The organism is Acidobacteriota bacterium (assembly GCA_016196065.1).
In the GTDB taxonomy this organism is placed as follows: Bacteria; Acidobacteriota; Terriglobia; order Terriglobales; family Acidobacteriaceae; genus Acidiflorens.
In genome coordinates, this window is record JACPYL010000010.1 from 1,006,879 (window position 1) to 1,028,280 (window position 21,402).

At 55.3% G+C, this 21,402-nt stretch carries 20 protein-coding genes; all 20 read left to right on the forward strand.

The genetic code is table 11. The features are described from left to right. Position 1 precedes the first annotated feature (1 nt). The 20 genes from HY010_07555 (at position 2) to HY010_07650 (ending at position 21,376) form a co-directional block, all read left to right on the forward strand. Positions 2-1,189, forward strand: coding sequence for a glycosyltransferase family 4 protein (locus HY010_07555; protein MBI3475573.1), 1,188 nt, complete (start codon positions 2-4; stop codon positions 1,187-1,189). Then, positions 1,186-2,235: a glycosyltransferase family 2 protein gene (locus HY010_07560; GenBank protein ID MBI3475574.1), complete on the forward strand. Its 1,050-nt coding sequence runs from the start codon at positions 1,186-1,188 to the stop codon at positions 2,233-2,235. Before HY010_07555 ends, HY010_07560 begins: the two co-directional genes overlap by 4 nt. A 71-nt stretch (positions 2,236-2,306) precedes the next feature. After that, entirely contained in the window at positions 2,307-3,353 is a 1,047-nt protein-coding gene (locus HY010_07565) for a kinase (GenBank protein ID MBI3475575.1), read from the forward strand. 14 nt (positions 3,354-3,367) lie between these two features. Next, positions 3,368-4,399, forward strand: coding sequence for a GNAT family N-acetyltransferase (locus tag HY010_07570; protein MBI3475576.1), 1,032 nt, complete (start codon positions 3,368-3,370; stop codon positions 4,397-4,399). Positions 4,400-4,520: 121 nt separating this feature from the next. Beyond that, positions 4,521-5,468, forward strand: a complete 948-nt coding sequence (locus tag HY010_07575) for a GDP-mannose 4,6-dehydratase (protein MBI3475577.1) — start codon at positions 4,521-4,523, stop codon at positions 5,466-5,468. Then, on the forward strand, positions 5,465-6,217 hold the full coding sequence (locus HY010_07580) for a nucleotidyltransferase family protein (GenBank protein ID MBI3475578.1): 753 nt from the start codon (positions 5,465-5,467) through the stop codon (positions 6,215-6,217). The genes HY010_07575 and HY010_07580 overlap by 4 nt, the downstream gene beginning before the upstream one ends. Positions 6,218-6,247: 30 nt before the next feature. Next, a complete protein-coding gene (locus tag HY010_07585) occupies positions 6,248-6,856 on the forward strand; it encodes a D-sedoheptulose 7-phosphate isomerase (GenBank protein ID MBI3475579.1) in 609 nt (202 codons plus the stop codon). Beyond that, positions 6,853-7,443, forward strand: a complete 591-nt coding sequence (locus HY010_07590; protein MBI3475580.1) for an HAD family hydrolase — start codon at positions 6,853-6,855, stop codon at positions 7,441-7,443. Before HY010_07585 ends, HY010_07590 begins: the two co-directional genes overlap by 4 nt. Before the next feature lie 47 nt (positions 7,444-7,490). Then, positions 7,491-8,540, forward strand: coding sequence for a hypothetical protein (locus HY010_07595; GenBank protein ID MBI3475581.1), 1,050 nt, complete (start codon positions 7,491-7,493; stop codon positions 8,538-8,540). A gap of 338 nt (positions 8,541-8,878) precedes the next feature. Beyond that, positions 8,879-9,829, forward strand: coding sequence for an SDR family oxidoreductase (locus tag HY010_07600; protein MBI3475582.1), 951 nt, complete (start codon positions 8,879-8,881; stop codon positions 9,827-9,829). Positions 9,830-10,106: 277 nt separating this feature from the next. Further along, complete coding sequence (rfbC, locus tag HY010_07605; GenBank protein ID MBI3475583.1) at positions 10,107-10,637, forward strand: dTDP-4-dehydrorhamnose 3,5-epimerase; 531 nt, start codon at positions 10,107-10,109, stop codon at positions 10,635-10,637. A 45-nt stretch (positions 10,638-10,682) separates the two neighbouring features. After that, positions 10,683-11,750 (forward strand): glycosyltransferase family 2 protein, encoded by a 1,068-nt coding sequence (locus HY010_07610; GenBank protein MBI3475584.1) that lies wholly within the window; start codon positions 10,683-10,685, stop codon positions 11,748-11,750. Between the two features lie 39 nt (positions 11,751-11,789). Further along, positions 11,790-12,611 (forward strand): glucose-1-phosphate cytidylyltransferase, encoded by an 822-nt coding sequence (locus HY010_07615; protein MBI3475585.1) that lies wholly within the window; start codon positions 11,790-11,792, stop codon positions 12,609-12,611. Positions 12,612-12,626: 15 nt separating this feature from the next. Continuing rightward, positions 12,627-13,958 carry an NAD(P)-dependent oxidoreductase gene (locus HY010_07620; protein ID MBI3475586.1) on the forward strand — a complete coding sequence of 444 codons (1,332 nt, stop codon included), beginning with the start codon at positions 12,627-12,629 and terminating at the stop codon, positions 13,956-13,958. Between the two features lie 9 nt (positions 13,959-13,967). Beyond that, positions 13,968-15,056, forward strand: coding sequence for a CDP-glucose 4,6-dehydratase (rfbG, locus tag HY010_07625; GenBank protein ID MBI3475587.1), 1,089 nt, complete (start codon positions 13,968-13,970; stop codon positions 15,054-15,056). A 55-nt stretch (positions 15,057-15,111) separates the two neighbouring features. Beyond that, complete coding sequence (locus HY010_07630; protein ID MBI3475588.1) at positions 15,112-16,434, forward strand: NAD(P)-binding protein; 1,323 nt, start codon at positions 15,112-15,114, stop codon at positions 16,432-16,434. A gap of 7 nt (positions 16,435-16,441) precedes the next feature. Beyond that, positions 16,442-17,095 (forward strand): PIG-L family deacetylase, encoded by a 654-nt coding sequence (locus HY010_07635; GenBank protein MBI3475589.1) that lies wholly within the window; start codon positions 16,442-16,444, stop codon positions 17,093-17,095. A 530-nt stretch (positions 17,096-17,625) separates the two neighbouring features. After that, positions 17,626-19,104, forward strand: a complete 1,479-nt coding sequence (locus tag HY010_07640) for a lipopolysaccharide biosynthesis protein (protein MBI3475590.1) — start codon at positions 17,626-17,628, stop codon at positions 19,102-19,104. Positions 19,105-19,399: 295 nt separating this feature from the next. Continuing rightward, a complete protein-coding gene (locus HY010_07645) occupies positions 19,400-19,999 on the forward strand; it encodes a hypothetical protein (protein ID MBI3475591.1) in 600 nt (199 codons plus the stop codon). Positions 20,000-20,023: 24 nt separating this feature from the next. Continuing rightward, positions 20,024-21,376, forward strand: a complete 1,353-nt coding sequence (locus HY010_07650) for a hypothetical protein (GenBank protein ID MBI3475592.1) — start codon at positions 20,024-20,026, stop codon at positions 21,374-21,376. The last annotated feature ends 26 nt before the right edge of the window (positions 21,377-21,402 follow it).

Consider the following 21,402-nt stretch of genomic DNA (forward strand, 5'->3'; position numbering starts at 1 on the left):
CATGGCTAAAAAAAAAGTTCTGATTATCGTCGAGAACCTTCCGGTCCCGTTTGACAGCCGGGTGTGGAAGGAAGCGTGTTCGCTGCGCCAGTCTGGATACGAGGTCACGGTATTGTGCCCTAAAGGCAAGGGGTACAGTCGCGGCTATGAATTGCTAGCCGGCATTCATATTTACCGCCATCCGATCCCGCACGAGGGCAACACGCCGCCCGGATATTTGTGGGAGTACGGCAGCGCGCTGCTGTGGGAGTTTCTCTACACCGGGTGGATTTTTCTACGGCGGGGATTTCACGTAATCCAGGGCTGCAATCCTCCCGACAACATTTTTATGGTTGCCCTCCCCTTCAAATTGTTTGGCGTGAAGTACATCTTCGACCATCACGATGCGAACCCCGAACTCTACCTTTCGAAGTATGAAAAAGAGAATGCGCTCTACCGGGCGCAGGTCTGGCTGGAGAAGATGACGTTCCGTTTTACCGACGTCGCCATGTCGACCAACGAGAGCTACAAGGAATTGGCGGTCAGTCGGGGAGGCCTGGCGCGCGAAGATGTGTTCGTGGTGCGCAATGGTCCGGACTTGGAAACATTTAAACCAGTTGCACCCAAGCCGGAACTGAAATACGGCAAGCAATATCTGGTTGGTTACGTTGGGACCATGAGCGTTCAGGAGGGACTCGATTTGCTCCTGGATGTGGCGCAATACATGAAGCAGAAGGGCCGCCGTGACGTCCATTTCACCTGTGTCGGCGGAGGGCCTGGGCTAGCCGGCCTGCGCCAGATGGTGAAAGACAAGAATCTCGAAGACACCGTCAACTTCACCGGGCGGATTCCGGACTCGCAGTTGCTCGACATTCTTTCTACGGCCGACGTCTGTGTGAATCCTGACAAGCCCTGCGACATGAACAACATCTCCACCATGATCAAGGTCATGGAATACATGGCGCTCTCAAAGCCGATTGTGCAGTTTGATTTGAAAGAGGGACGGTTCAGCGCGGGGCAAGCTTCGCTTTACGCCGACAATAAGAACCAGGTGCCGGATTTCGCGGAGAAAATCTTGTGGTTGCTAGCAAATCCGGAGGAAAGAAGGATAATGGGCAAATTCGGACACGAGCGGGTCAGGACGCAATTGGCCTGGGAATATTCCGTCGGAAACCTCCTGGCGGCCTACGAGCGGGTGTTCAACAAATGAGCGAAATGAACTCAGCAGGCAAACCCCTGGTGTCGATCCTCATTCCAGCGTTCAACGCGGGGGAGTGGATTGCCGACACATTGCGATCCGCCATCGATCAGACCTGGGAGAACAAGGAGATCATCGTCGTTGACGACGGGTCGACCGACAATACGTTGGAGATTGCGCGCCAGTTCGAATCGGAAGGAGTGCGCGTCCACACGCAGACGAACCGCGGAGCGGCGGCCACTCGCAATCAGGCATTCGCGTTGTGCAATGGTGAATACATTCAGTGGCTCGATGCGGATGATCTCCTGTCGGCGGATAAAATCGGCAGGCAAGTGGAAGTGCTGCGGTCGCTATCGAGCCGGCGAACGCTGGCTTCTTCGGCCTGGGGCCAGTTCCTGTACCGCCCGCAGCGCACCGAGTTCCGGTCCACCGCTCTGTGGTGCGATTTGCCGCCCGCTGAGTGGCTGGTACGGAAGATGGCGCAGAACCTTCACATGCAGACTGGGACCTGGCTGGTAAGCCGGGAACTGACCGAGGCGGCGGGTCCGTGGAATACACAATTGCTGGGCGACGACGACGGGGAATATTTCTGCCGCGTGCTGCTGGCCAGCGACGGCGTGCGTTTTGTGCCGGAAGCGAGAGTATATTACCGGGCATCGGGAACCTCGAGTCTCAGCTACATCGGGCGGTCGCAGCGGAAGATGGAAGCACAGTGGAAGTCGATGCAGATGCATGTGCAGTATCTGCGATCGCTCGAAGACAGTGAGCGGACACGCGCGGCATGTGTGCAGTACCTGCAGAACTGGCTGATTTTTTTCTATCCCGAGCGGCTCGATCTGGTGCAGCAGGCGCAGGAATTGGCGGCCGTATTGGGTGGGGCTCTGCATACGCCGCAGCTCTCCTGGAAATACTCGTGGATGGAACGATTGTTTGGCTGGCACTTTGCCAAGCGGGCACAGCAAATCCTGCCTTCCACACGGTGGTCTGTGCAGCGGTTTGTGGACAAGCAACTAGCCTCGCTGGACTCCGGGAAGAAGCGGTCGTCTGGTATCGCGTAGTGCCCGTGGTAGAGGGGCGGCCGCGCGGTTGGATTCGAAAATCAAGAAGTCGATCGGCGAAAGGTTAACTCATGGTTATCACTAGCACTCCATTGCGGATTTCATTTTTCGGTGGAGGCACAGATTATCCTGTGTGGTATCGCGAACACGGTGGGGCGGTGCTCGCGACTACCATCAACAAGTGCTGCTACATCACGGTTCGCCGACTCCCGCCATTCTTTGAGTTCCATAGCCGCGTGTCGTACTCCCGTGTGGAGAATGTTACAAAGAACAACGAGATTCAGCACCCGTCCGTCCGCGCCTGCCTGGAGTTCATGAAAATGGAAGAAGGCGTCGAGATTCATCACGTCGCCGATCTTCCCGCGCGCACCGGACTCGGCACCAGTTCCGCTTTTACCGTCGGATTGCTGCTAGGACTGTATGCGCTGAAGAATCAGATGCGCGACAAACATTCGCTCAATGCGGATGCGATCCATGTCGAACAGGAAATTGTGCAGGAGGCGGTGGGCTCGCAGGACCAGACCAGCGCCGCGTACGGCGGTTTCAACCGCATCAATTTCAATCCCGATGGAAGCATCGAAGTCAATCGGATTCTGGCCGCCCCCAGCCGCATGGCAGAGCTTGAAAATCATCTTGCGCTATTTTTTACGGGCTTTTCCCGGACCGCGTCCGAGATCGCGACCGAACAGGTGAGGATCACTCCGCATAAGAAGAAAGAGCTGGAAACCATGTATCAACTGGTCGGAGAGGCGGAATCGATTGTCTCGAGCCCCGGCCGCTCGCTCGATGAATTCGGCAAGCTGATGCACGAGAGCTGGCAGATCAAGCGCTCGCTGACTCAGAAGATATCCAACGCCAACATTGACGAAATTTACAATGCCGGAATCAGTGCTGGCGCTCTCGGCGGCAAATTGCTCGGAGCGGGCGGTGGCGGCTTCATGCTGTTTTACGTCACTCCCGAGAAGCGTCAGGCATTGCGGCAGCGCCTGAAGAAGCTGTTGTGCGTTCCGGTTGGGTTTTCTAGCAAAGGCAGTCACGTTGTGGTGTACGAACCGGAAGAGCAGTATGACCAATCCACGATCGAGGAACGCTCGCTGGTATATGCACAACGCAGTTGACTGGAGTGCCGCGAGTGGAAGTGCACGTCATCAATCCGCTATTGGATGACCGGTGGAATGATCTGGTAAGCCATCACAGCCGGGCTTCGGCTTTTCATCAGCGAGGCTGGATCGACGCGCTCGCCCGCACTTACGGTTTTGAGCCACTCGTTCTCACCAGCGCACCGGACGGACAGAGTCTGCGAAACGGTGTGGTGTTGTGCCGGGTCAAGAGCTGGATCACAGGAAATCGTCTGGTTTCGCTGCCCTTTTCCGATCACTGCGATCCGCTTGTGGATGGGCAGGACGAATGGACAATATTCGAAGATTGGCTGCAGACGGAGTGTGGCCGCACTCGTGGCTACGCGGAACTGCGTCCGAGAATGGACGATACCCGTTACGCGGTTCGCCCGTCGCAGTCGTATTGGCTGCACGAACTCGATCTGGGACCAGAGTTGAGCCGGTTATTTGATAACTTGCACAAGGATTCCATTCAGCGCAAGATTCGCCGCGCAGAAAGAGAGAGGCTGCAATGCGATACCGGGCGGTCGGCGAGGCATTTGGATGAGTTCTACCGTTTGATGCTCAAGACCCGGCGGCGCCATCAGTTGTTGCCGCCTCCCCCAAGCTGGATAAGGGCTTTGTCTGAGTGTCTGGGAGACAAGCTCGAGATCCGGCTGGCAATGAAAGACAATCGCGCGGTCGCTGCCTTATTAACCCTCCGCCACCGGAATACTGTCACGTACAAGTATGGGTGCTCCGACAGTAAGCATCATCAACTGGGTGGGATGCCCTTCTTGTTCTGGCGGCTGATTGAGGAGAGCAAGGCGGCGGGAGCGGAAAAAATTGATTTCGGACGTTCCGAGCCGAATCAGCATGGGCTGGTCGCGTTCAAAGAAAAGTTTGGTATGGCTGGGAGACGGCTGCACTACTATTGTTACGGTCGTGTCAGCGGCGAAGCCTGGTGGAACCCGCTGAATATGACCCTCATGCGGCGCATCCTACCGGCACTGCCCGACGCACTCCTGAGCACGAGTGGAGGCTGGCTTTACCGGCACGTGGGGTAGGCCACCTGCCAAAATGGCGATGGCAAGATTTGGGACGCCCCATACAGGTTTCCCTTCCTGAAGAATCGTTCGTTTCGATTTGCCATAGGGTTGAATATTCAATCAAGTGTTGAGGAGCAGAATGACTAAGACCGCACTGGTCACGGGAGCCGAAGGATTCATCGGCTCCAATATGGTGAAGTTTCTTCAGGCCAAAGGATGGAACGTGGTGGGGACGTACCGTCCACACGAGTCCACCTCCTTCCCGAAGTTGCCGAATTTGAAGTTCGTGCAGTGTGATCTGCGCAATGGTCAGCGCGTGGAACAGGCGATTCATCAGTGCCAGCCTACCCACATTTTCCATCTGGGAGCGCAAAGCTTGCCGACGGTTTCCTGGGCTGACCCGGTGTTCACCTTCGAATCCAACATCATGGGCTCTCTCCACTTGTTCGAAGCGGTACGCTATATGAAGAAGAGGCCGGTGGTAGTTTCGGCCTGCTCGAGCGCGGAGTACGGGAACGTCCCCCAGAAAGCGATTCCAGTAACCGAAGAGTATCCTCCGGTGCCGTTGCATCCGTATGGCATCAGCAAATTGTGCCTCGACCTGATGGCGCGCGAGTACCATGCGGACTACGGGGTTCCGACGGTCAACATTCGCCTTTTCAATACCACGGGTCCGGGAAAGATGAACGATGCGCCGTCGGATTTCGTGCGCCGTATCATTCGCATCAAGAAGGGTCTACAGCCCCCGGTACTGGAAGTGGGAAATCTGAAACCTCGGCGGGCATTTCTCGACGTCCACGATACGGTGCGCGGCTTTTACGCGGCAGCCATGAAAGGCAAGCGCGGCCAAGCCTACAATCTGTGCGCGCCCGAGACTTATGAAATTGGCGAACTGTTGCGGATGGCCATTCGACTGTCGGGAGTGAAGGCAGAAGTGCGGGCAGCGCAAAGTCTGATGCGGCCGTCGGACGAAAAAATTATTTTCGGCAGCACCGACAAGATCCGCAAGCACACCGGCTGGAAGCCAACGCGGAAGATTGAGCAGACGCTCGGCGCCATGCTGGAATATTGGGATCGAGTTCTGTGACGACCGGCTTGCAGGTGGACGCGACTCTCGATCTACCCGCGGTTCTGTTGGTCGGCGGGAAGGGTACGCGTTTGCGCTCCGTCGTCTCCTCCGCTCCGAAACCGATGGCAGCGGTGGGGCAACAGTCGTTTCTCGAGTTGCTCGTGCGGCAGTTGCGCAGGCAGGGAATCCGCCGTCTGGTGATGTGCTCGGGGTATCTGGCGGAACAGATCGAAGAAAAGTTCGGAGACGGCAGCCAATGGGATGTGGCTATTTCGTATTCGCGCGAGCAGCAGCCGATGGGCACCGCGGGTGCCGTGATGCTCGCGAAAGAATCGCTGGCCGGAGCCGGAGATTTTCTCGTACTGAATGGCGATTCCTTTCTGGAGGTCGACTTCCCGCGGCTTTTTGAATTTCATCGCGCGAAAAATGCTATTGTCAGCATGGCGATTGCGCCGGTCGAGAATGCAGGCCGGTATGGGACCGTGCAAATTGCAACGGATGGCCGGGTCACCGGATTCGTCGAAAAGACGGGCGCCAGTGGGCCGGGCCTGATCAATGCCGGCGTCTACATTTTCAGCGCAAGGGTTTTCGAGCATATTCCGCAGGGTCCGTCGAGTTTGGAAAAAGACATATTTCCGTTCGTCCTCGACCGCGGCGTGTACGGTCTTGAGCAAGCAGGACTGTTTATCGATATTGGGACGCCAGAAGACTACGCGCGAGCCCAGGCGCTGTGCGATCAGCTTTGCAACGCCGCCCTACGAAAATAGCGCGGAGTGATAGATGTTTTGGGAGATGGCATGACCGACAACAAGAATTTCGAACAGCGCGTGCGACGGTCGATCGAGGCCTCGATCGACGTCAAGAAGCTGCTGCTCGACGATGCGGAAATCGTGTCTGGTCTGGCCAAGGTCAGCCAAATTCTGGTGGAGGCGTTTCAGAAGGGAAACAAGCCCCTGCTCTTTGGCAACGGAGGCAGTGCGGCGGACGCCCAGCACATCGCGGCCGAATTTGTCGGACGGTTTGCATTCGACCGGCCTCCCCTGCCGGCCTTGGCGCTGTCTGTCAATACGTCGGCCGTCACTGCAATTGGAAATGACTACGGATTTGATCTCCTGTTTGCCCGTCAGATCGAAGCTCTGGGGCGGCCGGGAGATGTCGCCATCGGTATCTCAACGAGCGGCAATTCGCCAAACGTTGTGCAAGGCATTGCAGCGGCAAGAAAGCTTGGAATGCATACCGTGGCGCTGGCCGGCGCATCCGGAGGGAAGCTCAAGGCCACGGCGGACTACTGTCTCTGCGCTCCGTCGAGCGACACACCGCGGGTTCAGGAATGCCACATTCTGATGGGGCACATTATTTCCGAACTGGTGGAAGAAGCAATTTTTCGTGGACCGAGCATTTCATGAAGCGAGCCATATTTCTCGATCGTGACGGCGTGATCAACCGAAAAGCCCGCGAGGGCGATTACGTGACCCGTTGGGAGGACATGCACATTCTTCCAGGGGTGGTGGCGGCAATCGCCCAACTCAATCGTTTGGATTTCCCAGTCATCGTTGTCAGCAATCAGCGCTGCGTGGCAAAGGGTCTGATTACAATCACGGAACTCGAAAGACTGCACGAACGGCTGCGCGAACACTTGCTGGAACGAGGCGCGCGACTCGATGCGATTTATTATTGTCCTCATGAAGCCGAGCCGGCCTGTGGTTGCCGCAAGCCGCAGCCGGGCATGTTGCTCCGGGCTGCGCGCGAGCATGGCATCGATCTAGCGGCGTCCTGGATGATCGGCGATTCCCGACCTGACGTCGATGCCGGCAAAAGGGCAGGATGCAGAACGGCGCTGATCACCCCCGGTCTCGAAGACGGTAGTATTCGTCCCGACCTGACCGAGACCTCATTGCTCGAGATCGTTCAGAAAATCTGTAAGCCGCGCCAGGCTCCTCTCGACACGGACCAATCGCTGAATCTGACGCACGAAATCCAGCGGCAACCATGAAAAGTCTGCAAGTGTTACGAATGGGCAACAAGAATAATCCACAGAAAATGAAAACTAAATCAAAGTTAAGCGTCGGCGACTGGGTGGAAGTGCGCAGCAAGGAAGAAATTCTGAGCACTCTGGACCATCGTGGCTGCCTCGATGGGACGCCCTTCATGCCGGAGATGTTTCAGTTCTGCGGCCAGAGATTCCAGGTGTACAAACGGGCGCACAAAACCTGCGACTATTCGACGCCGTATCCTTTCCACACCCGGCGGCTTGAAGAGACCGTCCATTTGGAAACCCGCTGCGACGGGAGCGGACACGGAGGCTGCCAAGCAGGATGCCTGCTGTTCTGGAAACACGCTTGGTTGAAACCGGTTGACGGCCAGCGAAGCGCGTCGACGGCTTTCCTGAAAGCATCGATCTTGCAGGACTCTTTGCCGGAAAACGCTCGTGTCGGTTGTACCGAATCGCGGTTATTGGCGAATACGGTTGTGCCCGGGTCTGAAGCGAGTGGCCTCACCTATGTTTGCCAGGCGACACAAGTTCCCCAGGCAACCAAACCCCTCAGTTGGTGGGACGTACGGCAGTATCTCGAGGACTATTGGTCCGGCAACGTAAGCGTGAGACGACTGGTTAGCGCGTTGATCTATTCTTCTTACTTCCATCTTAGTCAAGCCGGAATCGGTTTGGGACCTCCGATGCGCTGGTTCTATGACAAGGTGAACCCGCTATGGGGTGGATCGTTGTTCCCCAGGAAGCCGGGGCTCATTCCGGAAGGCAACGCCACGCCCACTATCAAGCTGGATCTGCAACCGGGGGAGTTGGTGCGGGTGAAGTCCCACGAGGAGATTCTGAAAACTGTGGACAGCGGGAACCGGAATCGCGGAATGTTTTGGGATGCCGAACTGGTTCCTTATTGCGGCAAGACCTTCCGTGTGCTGAAGCGGGTCACCAAACTTATCGACGAACGAAACGGAAAGATGATGGAAATGAAAAACCCGTGCATCATTCTCGATTCCGTTATCTGTCAGGCGCGATACAGTTCCTGCCGGATGCTTTGTCCGAAAGGCATGTACCCGTATTGGAGAGAGATTTGGCTGGAGCGAGTGTAGGCAGGTGCGCGGTCGCGCCAGAGAAAGCGAACGGAATGCATTTTCTAGACACCGACATTGCCGGGGTGAAGGTGATGGACCCCAGTCCGCATCAGGACGCCTGCGACCGCTTTTTCCGCGCCTGGTGTCAACGCGAATTCTCGGAGCGCGGCATTCACTTCGTACACATCCAGGCGAACATGGGTCGGAGCGCAAGTAAGAGAGATCCCGCAGCTTTGCTTTAGACTGAATTGCCGCGTCATGTGGCGCCGCTGTCCCGGCAGTTATCGTGGCGGCATTCCGCCGCCACATGCGCAGGCAAGTAACGGAGCAATCGAAATCAAGGAGAAGCGATATCCATGACATCGAAGCGAGCGCTCGTAACCGGTGGGGCGGGGTTTCTCGGATCTCACCTCTGCGATGCCCTGCTTGCCGAAGGCTATGCCGTCATCGCTGCCGACAACCTCCTAACCGGGCGCCTAACTAACATCGCTCATCTGCGCAACGAATCGCGCTTCGAATTCCTGCAGCAAGATGTCTGCGAACCCATTCGATGCGGAGCCGTGAACTATGTTTTTCACTTCGCCAGCCCCGCCAGCCCAGTGGACTACGCCGCGCACGGCATCGCTACTTTGAAGGTTGGATCCTATGGAACGTTTGAGGCGCTCGAGATCGCGCGCCAGTACGGCGCGAGTTTCATGATGGCGTCCACCTCCGAGTGCTATGGCGATCCGATGGTTCACCCGCAGGCGGAAACATACTGGGGCAACGTGAATCCGATCGGCCCGCGTTCCGTCTACGACGAAGCCAAGCGCTTCTCGGAAGCCGCGACCATGGCCTATCACCGTTATCACAAGGTCGACACACGCATTCTACGCATCTTCAATACCTATGGGACGCGCATGCAGATCCGCGATGGACGCGTCATCCCGAACTTCATGAGCCAGGCGCTGCGCGGTGAAGATCTAACCGTTTATGGCGAAGGCCGCCAAACGCGCAGCTTCTGCTACGTTAGCGACGAAGTTGAGGGAATCATTCGCCTCTCGCGCTGTTCGGAACACGAACCGGTCAACATCGGCAACCCGACCGAGTTCACGATCCTGGAATGTGCGCAGCACGTAATCGCGGTCACAGGCTCTTCCAGCAAGATCAAACATGAACCGCTTCCGCAGGACGATCCCAAGCAGCGTCGCCCCGACATTTCCAAGGCGCGACGGCTGTTTCAATGGGAGCCGACGGTCGCGTTGGAAGCGGGGCTGAAACTCTCGCTCGAATATTTCCGCAGCGCAGTGGTGCCGTCACAAACTTAGCCTGAACTGACCCGCAATGAAGAACCCGTGCCTAATACTGGAGGGCTTCGTCTGCCAGGCGCGATATAGCTCGTGTCGCATGCTCTGCCCCAAGGGCATGTATCCTTCATGAGGGAAATCTGGCTGGAGAGAGTGGAGCCCATTCGAGGTCATCAACAATGAGAGAGAATGGTCCCACAAATGCGTGCCAGCGAATTCCAACGAATTACCCGTCGATGTAAGTCGCCCAGGCCGCACGGACCAATTCTGAATTAGAGCGCGAGGAGGGCAACACTTAGTGCGTTTTCTGAACATCGACATCGCTGGGGTCAAGGTTATCGATCCGAGTCCACATCAAGACTCTCGTGGGCGGTTTCTTCGAGCATGGTGCTTAAAGGAATTTTCGGACAACGGTGTCGCCTTCACGCCGGTTCAGGCCAACATGGGATTCAGTATCTTCAAAGGTACGACTCGCGGCATGCACTACCAGAAAGCGCCGGCGCTCGAAGCGAAGCTTGTTCGATGCACGAGGGGATCGATTTTTGACGTGGTGCTCGATCTTCGTCCGGATTCGGCCTCGTACCGTCAATGGTACGGCGTGGAATTGAGCGCGGAAAATGGCCGCATGCTCTTGGTACCGGAAGGCTGCGCGCACGGCTATCAGACGCTGGAAGACGACACGGAAATGCACTACATGGCGTCCGAGTATTACACGCCCAGCGCGGCAACGGGAGTGCGGTTCGACGATCCAGCGTTCGCAATTCGATGGCCCCTGACGGCAGCCACAATGTCGGAACAGGACCGCAACTGGCCACTGGTAGTGGCCTAGGTAATCGCTTTTTCCTCCGCTATTCCACGTTGTGAGGCAACATCAATGACCACAAACACGCAGCCTTTCGTCAGCATCCTTACGCCCGTGTATAACGGCGCATCCTACCTCGCAGAGTGTATCGAGAGTGTGCTGAAGCAGACCTATGCAAACTACGAGTACGTCATCGTTAACAATTGCAGCACCGACGGTACTCTGGAAATTGCGAAAAAATATGCCGCATTGGACAGTCGAATCCGGGTTCACGACAACAAAGAATTCGTTGCGGTGATTGCGAATCACAATATTGCCTTTAACCTGATGTCGCCCGACGCAAAATACTGCAAGGTCGTGTCCGGCGACGATTATATTTTTCCAGCCTGCGTAGCTCGCATGGTCGAACTCGGCGAGTCGAACCCGAACGCGGGAATCATTGGCTGTTACCAGCTCAGTGGCGACGTCGTGAAATGGCAGGGGTACCGATATCCGAGTGCAGTAATCTCAGGGCGCGAAGTTTGCCGCCGCAATCTCTTAGGGCAGCAGGTTTTTATTGACGACCAACCCTTGCTTGGCTTCGGCGCTCCCACCTCTCTCATGTATCGTGCTGATCTGGTGCGAAGTTCAGCCGAGTTTTATCCAAATCCCTCCCCACATTCCGACACGAGCGCATGCCTCAAATGGCTCAAAAATTCCGACTTCGGATTCGTTTACGAAATCTTGTGCTACGAACGTACACATGCAGAGACGCAAACCTCCGAGTCGCTGCAGATCAATCGTTATCTATCGGTTACTCTTGACGATCTTCTGAACTACGGATCTTGGTATCTGGAAAAAGACGAACTTGAAGTCCAGATTGCGATCGCACTCAAAAGCTATCACCGCTTTCTGGCGGTCAATTACTTTACGGCGAGGCGCGACAAGAAGTTTTGGGACTATCACAAGGGCAGGCTGGCGGAGTTGGGCTATCCCTTAACTTGGTTGGATTTATGCAGAGTGGGAGCCGCCACCGTGATCGAAGAGGCGGTGAATCCAGGGCTGGCGTTCGGGAAACTCAGGAAGCGACTATTCCCAACACGGGCCAAAACCGCGCCGATGCAGCCCGATGGGTCGTCGAAGAAGATGGCAAGTTGCTGATCGGCGAACAGGACATGAGAATCTGGGGAGGGTGAAATCATGAAAGTGGTTCTTTTCTGCGGTGGCTTGGGATTGCGAATTCGCGATGCGGAGGACATTCCTAAGCCTATGGTACAAATCGGTTATCGCCCCATCCTATGGCATGTGATGAAGTATTACGCTCACTTCGGGCACAAGGACTTCATCCTCTGTCTAGGGTACCGAGCCGATGTGGTGAAGAACTATTTTATCAACTACAACGAGTGCGTTTCGAACGATTTCGTCTTGTCGGCGGGTGGCAAGAATCTGCGGCTTTTCAACAGCGACATCGATGACTGGAAGATCACGTTTGCCGACACTGGGATCAACTCCAACATCGGACAGCGACTCAAAGCTGTCGAGCGCTATCTCGAGGGAGAGGATATTTTTCTCGCCAACTATAGCGACGGGCTTAGCGATCTGCCACTCCCCAAGCAGATCGAGCACTTCCATAGGGAAGACAAGGTTGCCAGTTTTCTGTGCGTCCGCCCAAGCCTCAGCTATCACATGGTTTCGATGGAACAGGGTGAGAGCGGACTGGTCTCGGGGATTCACGCCATCAATAACGGGTCGATACTGATCAACGGTGGTTTTTTTGTGTTCAAAAAGAAGATATTTGAGTACATGCGCGACAAAGAGGAACTGGTAGGAGAACCATTTCAGAGACTGGTCGAGCAAAAGCAGTTGATCGGCTACCGTTATGATGGCTTCTGGGAAAGTATGGACACGTTCAAGGACCGCCAGCACCTAGAGAGCTTATACTCAGGCGGCGAAGCTCCCTGGGAAGTGTGGAAGAGGAATGGAACCGGCCTGCACAACGCGATGGCCGGAATCAGTAGATGACATCAGGAGCGTCTTATGAGTGTTGATTTGGTTCTACGCGAGCGCGAAGCCAAGGGGCGCGCGATCCGGGTGGGAATGGTCGGGGCGGGCGCCACGGGACGTGCCATCGCTTTGCAATTGGGAACGCCGGCTGCGGGGATTCGCCTAGTGGCAATTGCCAATCGCACGCCGGAAAACGGCGAGCGCGCATTCCGCGAGGCAGGGTTCTCACAATGGATTCGGGCGAAGTCTGCGCACGAAGCGGAATCGGCCATTAGCCGCGGATTGCCGGTGCTGACGGATGATCCTTCGGTTCTCACCCAGTGTGGCGCAATCGATATTCTGGTCGAAGCAACCGGCACGGTAGCTGCCGGAGCGCGGGTTGTACTGGACGCGTTTGATCATGGCAAGAACGTTGTACTCGTAAACGCAGAACTGGATTCGTTGCTTGGTCCAATCCTGAAGGCGAAAGCCGACAAGGCCGGAGTTCTAATCACCCATACGGACGGAGACGAACCCGGCGTGGCCATGACCCTTTTGCGATATCTGCGGACAACCGGGCTGCGTCCGGTTGCGGCGGGAAACATCAAAGGGATGGTCGACTATTACCGTACTCCAGCAACGCAGAAAGGGTTTGCGGAAAAGAACGATCAGGATGCGCGCAAGGTAACTTCATTCGCCGACGCAACCAAGTTGTCCATGGAAGCGACCGTGCTCGCGAACGCGACCGGATTCAAAGTAGGCCGTCGCGGAATGTACGGTCCCGCTTGCGGATACGTCCGGGACATTGGAAGTCTTCTCCCTGCCCAGCAGATGCTCGACACAGGGCTGGTGGACTACGCTCTCGGCGCAGCTCCGCATACTGGCGCATTTGTGATCGTGCACGAAGATTCCCCTCTTAAGAAAGTGCAGCTTTCCTACTATAAACTAGGTGATGGTCCGTTCTACGTTTTCTACACACCCTTTCATTTGCCGCATATTCAGCTGCTTTCGACGATTGGCCGCCTGGGTATTCATTCCGATCCAACCGTGACTCCTCTGGGAGGTCCGGTCTGCGAAGTCGTGACGGTCGCCAAGCGCGACCTGAAAGCGGGCGAGCGGCTGGACGGCATCGGTGGATTCTGCAGCTATGGACTGGTGGACAACGCAAGTGCGGCGCGGGCCGTCGCGGCGTTGCCGATTGGCCTTTCGGAAGACTGCGTGATGACGCGCGACGTTCCTAAAGATGCGGTCGTCTCCTTCGCCGATGTGAGTACGCCTCCGTCCGGGCTGGTGGAGTCACTCTGGCGCGAACAGAATGACAAATGGCCACTGCCGACGCGCGAGCGGAACGAAAGCTCGCAGCCAGCGCCCGCCGGAAAGCTCTAGACGCCGATCATGTTGAATCGCACATTCTGGAAGGGCCGACGCGTGTTCCTCACCGGACACACTGGCTTCAAAGGCAGTTGGTTGTCGCTCTGGCTTAACGCTTTGGGCGCCGACGTCACGGGTTTTGCGCTCGACCCGCCCACACATCCAAATTTGTACGAGCAGGCGAGTGTGGCGAACGATATTGAAACGATTTGTGGGGACATTCGTGACTACGACAAATTAAAGGGTGCGCTCGCCGAATGCAAACCGAACGTCATTATTCATATGGCGGCGCAGTCTGTAGTGAAGCGCGGCTACGAAGATCCCATCGATACTTACTCATCCAACGTCATGGGGACGGTGAATCTCTTCGAGGCGATCCGACAACTGGGGCGCCCGTGTGCGGTGGTCAATGTCACCAGCGACAAGTCGTATGAGAATCGTGAGTGGGTGTGGGGATATCGCGAGAATGAGCCGATGGGCGGACGGGATCCGTACTCCAACTCGAAAGGATGTGCGGAACTGGTTACGAGTTCCTTTCGCGAATCGTTCTTTCCTCCGGCTTTGATCGATCGTCATGGGGTTGCGCTCGGAAGCGCTCGCGCCGGCAATGCAATCGGCGGCGGCGACTGGACCAGCGATCAATTGATCCCCGATTTAATGCGTGGTTTCTTGGCAGGGCAGCCGTGCCTGATTCGGAATCCTGCGGCCTACCGGCCCTGGCAGTTTGTGCTCGAACCACTACGCGGGTATCTCATGCTCGCAGAACATCTCAATCAGGATGCCGCACGTTTTGCGTCCGGATGGAACTTTGGTCCTGCCGATGACGACGCCAAGTCTGTGGAATGGATTGCGAAAGAACTGGTGCAGGGCTGGGGTGGTACCGCAGCATGGAAGCAGGACACGGCGAGTCATCCCCGCGAAGCGCACGCTCTCAAACTGGACGCTTCGAAAGCGAAGACCTGTTTGGGATGGCGTCCAGTGCTACCACTCAAGCCAGCGTTGGAGTGGATTGTGGAGTGGTACAAGGCGTTCCAGTCGGGTAGCGATTTGCGACGCCTGACTCTTGATCAAATCGAGCGTTACGACACGCTTTCTTCGATTGAACCGAAATGACTATCGCCGAGAGAATTCGAGTCCCAGAAGAGCTTCATGAAACAGGAGAATGTTGATGTCAAAACCAAAGGTTGTAGTCCTCGGATCGGGGATGGCCGGATACGGTGCTGCCTACCGGTTACACTCCGCGGGCATTGCCCCGGTGATGTATGACAAGAACTCGTATTATGGCGGGCACACCGCTTCGTTCCGATATGACACGGGATTTCTTTTCGACGTTGGGCCGCACATTTCTTTTACCAAAGACACTCGCATTCAGGAGATTTTTGCTGAGAGTGTCGGTGGTCGTTTTGAGACTATCCAGATCAATCTGAACAACTACTGGCGCGGACACTGGCCTCTCCATCCGGTTCAGCTGCATCTGCACGGAATGCCGGAAGATGTGATCGTGAAGGTGATTACTGATTTCGTACAAGCCCGGCAACTTCCCGAGGAGTCGCCCAAGAATTACGCGGATTGGCTGCTTGCGAGTCTAGGTAAGACCTTTGCTGAATTATTTCCAATGCAGTACACCCGTAAATACCACACCACCACTGCCGAGAACATGAGCACCGACTGGCTTGGGCCAAGAATCTATCGTCCTAGTCTAGAAGAAGTCATACGAGGGGCAATTTCCGCATCCGCGCCGCATGTCCACTACATCACGCATTTCCGGTATCCGAGCGATGGCGGGTTCATGCTGTATCTCAACAAGTTCCTGCCAATGGGGAATCTGAAGCTGAACCACGAGGTCGTCTCCATAGACCCTCGCGAGCGACAAGTTAAGTTCGCGAACGGCGCCGTCACGGAATATGACGCTCTTATTTCGTCGGTTGCACTACCTGACATGATTCGCATGATCCAAGGAGCGCCGGCGGATGTCGTCGCGGCCTCTAAACTACTGGCATGCTCGACCTGTGTTCTGGTGAACGTGGGCGTCAATCGCGCAGATCTGTCAAAGGCGCACATGACCTACTTCTACGACGAAGATATTTGTTTTACGCGCCTTGGATTCCCGCACATGCTTTCCGCTAAGAACGCGCCTCCCGGATGCGGAAGCATTCAAGCCGAAGTGTACTTTTCGGACAAATACAAACCGTTTAGCGGATCGCCGGAAGACTGGATCGAGCCGGTAATTCGCGACCTGCGGCGCTGCGGATTGCTGCGCGAGGAGGACAAGGTTCTTTCCCGCAAAGCGATGTTCTTACGCTATGCCAACATCATTTTCGATCTCGATCGAGCGGCTGCTCTCAAGACAGTTCACGGCTATCTCGACGAAATCGGCATCGCCTACTGTGGCCGATACGGCGACTGGGGCTATATGTGGACTGATGAGAGCTTCATAAGCGGAGAAAATGCCGCAGAAAAAGCCCTCGGTTACGCTACAGCGACTGTGTGATCAACCTATGATGCGTCTTAAGTTATCCGGGGGAACCGACGGGCCCCTCAATATTCTGTGTCTCGGATGCCATTCCGATGATATCGAAATCGGTTGTGGTGGCACCATCTTGAGGCTTGCAGAGGAGAACCCAGGTTGCGTTTTTCACTGGGTTGTGTTTAGTGCACCTGGAGTCCGTGAATCGGAGGCGCGGTGCGCAGCTGAGTTGTTTACGACCCATGCCCGGCTGGAGAGTCCCCACTTGAAAGCGTTTCCCGATGGTTTTTTGCCCTACATCGGCGCGGAAGTGAAGATGTTCTTTGAGGAATTGAAACAAAAAATCTCTCCTGATCTGATTTTTACTCACAATGGCAGGGACGCACATCAGGACCACCGGCTCATTTCAGAACTAACGTGGAATACATTTAGGAACCACATGATTCTTGAATATGAAATCCCGAAGTACGATGGAGATATGGGGCAACCGACTTTCTTCATCCCGCTTTCGGCTGAGGTTGCACAAAGGAAAGTTGGGTACATCATAAAAACTTTCCGATCTCAGGCCAGCAAGGCATGGTTCGAGGAGCGTACATTCTTGTCGATCATGCGGATAAGAGGCATGGAATGCAATGCTCCCAGCGGTTATTCCGAGGCATTCTTCTGTCGCAAGATCATTCTGTGAGGATTCAATAGTGGCGCTCATTTCCCGCTGACATTTCGGTCTACCCTCTTTGTGGAACTCGGGGTGACCATTCTGTCTTTTGCGATTGGTCTGACGTGGGAGCCGGAGGGGATTGCGGTTGCATGGACTGCTTCCTATGCGGTGTTAGCGATCCCAGCGTCCTGGCACGCGGGCAAACCGGTACAATTGGCGATGGTTCGGTAATTGCCGTGGTTTGGAAATACATTTTTGCCCCGCTGATATCGGCATTAGGTTGCCCAGCTATTCTCCGCCAAATCCCTCGATGAACGGGATCGAGGAGCCGAGATTCGGCTGATATTAACGTCGCTAATAGTCCGATTGATCTACGTGATCACTGTATTTGCGAGTTGCAGCCGTGAACCATTTCTTCAGATCGCGAAATTAGTCGCCCACTTTGGTTCGAACAAGAATATGCCTAGTTTCTCCGCTGTTGCGCTGTAGTGCGTTGTCGCTCATTCGCTTACAGTTCGCAAATGGAAAGCCCCGTCGAAGAAAGCCATCAAGAGCACATGCGCGACCTTAAACAGAAAACAATTCGTGGTGGGATCGCGAAAGCTCTCTCACAAGCCGCGAATTTCAGCCTGCGTTTGGGGTCGCTGATGATTCTGGCTCGCCTTCTGGCCCCGAAAGACTTCGGGCTGGTTGGGATGGTGACCGCAGTAATTGGCGTGTTCAATGTGTTCAGGGATTTTGGTCTGTCCGCAGCATCCGTGCAGCGCAGCTCTGTAACAGAAGAACAGACGTCGACGCTTTTCTGGATAAACCTGCTCGTCGGAAGCATTCTGGGAGCGGGTGCATTGGCGTTGGCGCCATTAGTGGTTAGGTTCTATCACGAACCTCGACTATTGGGCATCACAGCGATGCTGTCGGCGGGCTTCCTCTTTAACTCGGCTGGTGTGCAGCACTCGGCTTTTCTCGAGCGCCAAATGCGTTTTACGACTTTGTCAGTAATCGATCTTGTCTCGCTGTCTGTGAGTACAGTTGTTGGAATTGTGATGGCATTGCATGGGTTTGGATATTGGTCTTTGGTCGTTTCCACCCTGGTTTCGCCGCTCATTTATACCGTAGGCGTTTGGATTGCTTCCGGATGGATTCCAGGGTGGCCCCGCACTCGCGTCGGAATACTCTCGATGCTGCGTTTTGGCGGGACCGTCACGATGAACGGGCTTGTGATGTATCTCGCAAGTAATCTGGATAAGGTTCTGCTTGGGCGGTTCTTGGGAGTCGACGCAGTGGGGATCTATGGAAGAGCATATCAACTCGTCAACATACCGACGGATAACCTGAACTCTTCTGCCGGAGGCGTTGCGTTTGCCGCTTTGTCTCGCCTGCAAGACGAGCCTGCTCGTCTCAAGCGATATTTCCTAAAGGGCTATTCCTTGGTGTTGTCTTTAACAATCCCCATCACCTGTGCGTGCGCGCTGTTTGCAGGTGACTTGATCGGCGTCCTATTGGGGCCAAAGTGGAAGGATGCGGTGGTGGTGTTTCGCCTGCTCGCGCCGGTGACCCTAGTCTTTGCGATGCTCAACCCGCTGGGGTGGTTTCTTTCAGCGCTGGGGCTCGTTAGCCGGTCTTTGAAGATTGCATTAGCACTCGCCCCGGCCATGATCGTGGGTTACGCTCTCGGGTTGCACTATGGACTGACCGGCGTGGCGGTGGCGTACTCGATTGTGATGTGCTTGTGTGTGGTGCCAGTAATGGCCTGGGTCGTTAAGGGGACAGCTATTTCCCTCGGTGACATTCTCTCTGCTGCAAGCAAACCTTTACTGTCAGGAGGGGCAGCGGCCGCAATCGTGTTCGTACTTCAGTTGGCCTATGGTCCTTGGATGAGCCAGAGACCACGCCTTCTGACCGGCGTGACTATTCTCGTTGTAACCTACGCTGGCATCCTTCTATATGTCATGAAACAGAAAGCGTTCTATATCGAGATATTTCGCATGCTCTTGAATCGCACGGCAAACAGTGAGCGTGTCGCAGCATCGGTTTAGGTTGAGGTGGATGTGAAAACAACGCAAGGGGGACGGGGTAATGTTCGGCAAGCTAGACGAAGATAGTGGAAAGCGAGGTTTTGCGCCAGTCGTCAAGTGGTCGGCACGAAGTTGTTTGTTAACTACACTGACGATCTGCATGTGCGCATGCTTTGGGAATTCAAGTGGAGATCGGCTCACCGACGCCGGTTCTATCGGGAAGGAGACGAGCGTCAGAACATACACAACAACGTTTCCTAAAGTGGAGAACCCAATTTCGGAGAAGGGGAATTGGACTAACGGCAAACAGGTGGGGGTGGACTGGTCTGACGTCGCGACGATATCAGGGCTGGCCTATGGGACGGAAACTGGCGATGGTGGGTACGACGACTCCACTGCATTATTGACGGGCACGTGGGGACCGAATCAAATAGCGGAGGCGAAGGTCCACATTACGAATCCAAATGACAATGCTTACGAAGAAGTGGAGCTGCGACTGCGCAGCGTGATCACAGCACACCGGAACACGGGTTACGAGATCAACTTCCGATGCTCGAAAAAAAACGATGCATACACCCAAATCGTGCGCTGGAATGGCCCGTTGGGTGACTTCACGTACCTGAGTAACCAGGGTGGCGCGCAATACGGGGTTGCAGACGGCGATGTTGTCAAGGCAACAATGATTGGCAATGTTATCACTGTGTACATTAATGGCAACCAGGTAAATCAGGCGTCCGATACCAGATACAAGAACGGTAACCCGGGGCTGGGTTTCTTCCTTCAGGGAGCCAAGGGCGTAAATCAGAATTACGGATTTAGTAGCTTTAAGGCCTCCGATCAGCCTTTGGGTCGCAGTATTCCGAGTTCACCGCAGCCCCCGCAGCCGTCCGGGAACGGTTCGGTCTCGAACGAATAGTCTTTCGCTGGGAAATTCTAACTGATGAATCCCCTCACGCAGTATTACCGTTGTCCTGAACGCTTCTCGAGGATAATTGCGCACCATGACCCGTCGGACACCATAAAAGGTTACTTCCGCTTCGGCGAGGAAATCTGTTTCGGCAAGTGCAGGGGAGGGTATCCGTCTCGCAGCTCAAGCGCTGTTTTGCATGATGCGCTGGCGCAGGTCAAGGTGGATAGGGGCGTCCTGGACTTGCCGTTCGACTTGACGGAAGTGATAGACGGCCTCCGGCAGGAAAGATACATGGGTCTGGCAGGAAGTAACGGGTCCGACCTCGCGTCTCCGGTCAATCGGCTGTATTACCTGCTGCGTCCTTTCCTGCCCGTGGCGGTACGAAAGCATCTCCAAAGAATGCGGCTAAGCGACTGGAAAAAGCTGGCATTCCCGACGTGGCCGGTCGACAGGACTGTGGACGCAATCTTGGAGAAACTACTCCTATTAAGCTTGCGGGCGGAGGCATTAGACAGAATTCCCTTCATCTGGTTCTGGCCAGAAGGAGCGCCGAGTTGCGCCATCATAACCCATGATGTCGAGACGACGATTGGAAGGGATTTCTGCGAAACCTTGATGGATATCGACGATACATACGGTGTCAAGGCCGCCTTTCAGATAGTCCCCGAACAGCGCTACGAGGTTACATCCTCGTATTTGGAATCGATCACGAGACGCGATTTCGAGGTCGGAGTCCAGGATCTGAATCATGACGGACGGTTGTACATGAATAAAGAGCAGTTCCGAACTCGGGCTGCCATGATCAACGAGTACGGCCGACGTTGGGGAGCGCGGGGATTTCGCGCTGCAATTTTGTATCGGAGGCAGGAGTGGTTTGATGCCCTCGATTTCGACTATGAGATGTCAGTCCCGAACGTCGCCCACCTCGATCCTCAAAGGGGCGGTTGCTGCACGGTGATGCCATATTTCGTGGGTAAGATACTCGAAATTCCCGTGACAGCTACGCAAGACTATTCTCTATTCCACATTTTGAAGCAGCATTCAATTCAGCTGTGGGAACAGCAGATCGAACTGATTATGAAGAAGAACGGTCTGATCAGTTTTATCATTCATCCGGATTACATCATCTCAAGACCAGAGCAAGAAACATATGAAGCGTTGCTAAGTCACCTAAGTTACTTACGACAGGAAAAAGGCCTATGGATTACCACGCCGCGAGAAGTAAATCGCTGGTGGCGGCAGCGGGCTCAAATGAGTCTCGTCGAGACCGGGAATGGCTGGCGTATTGAAGGCGCCGGCAACGAGCGCGCGTTGATCGCGTATGCGAGTGAGCAGGATGGACACCTAAAGTTCACTCTTGAGGCGGGTAGGGAGGTTCGATGATGTGGCTCTGGAAAGCTCTGCGGAGG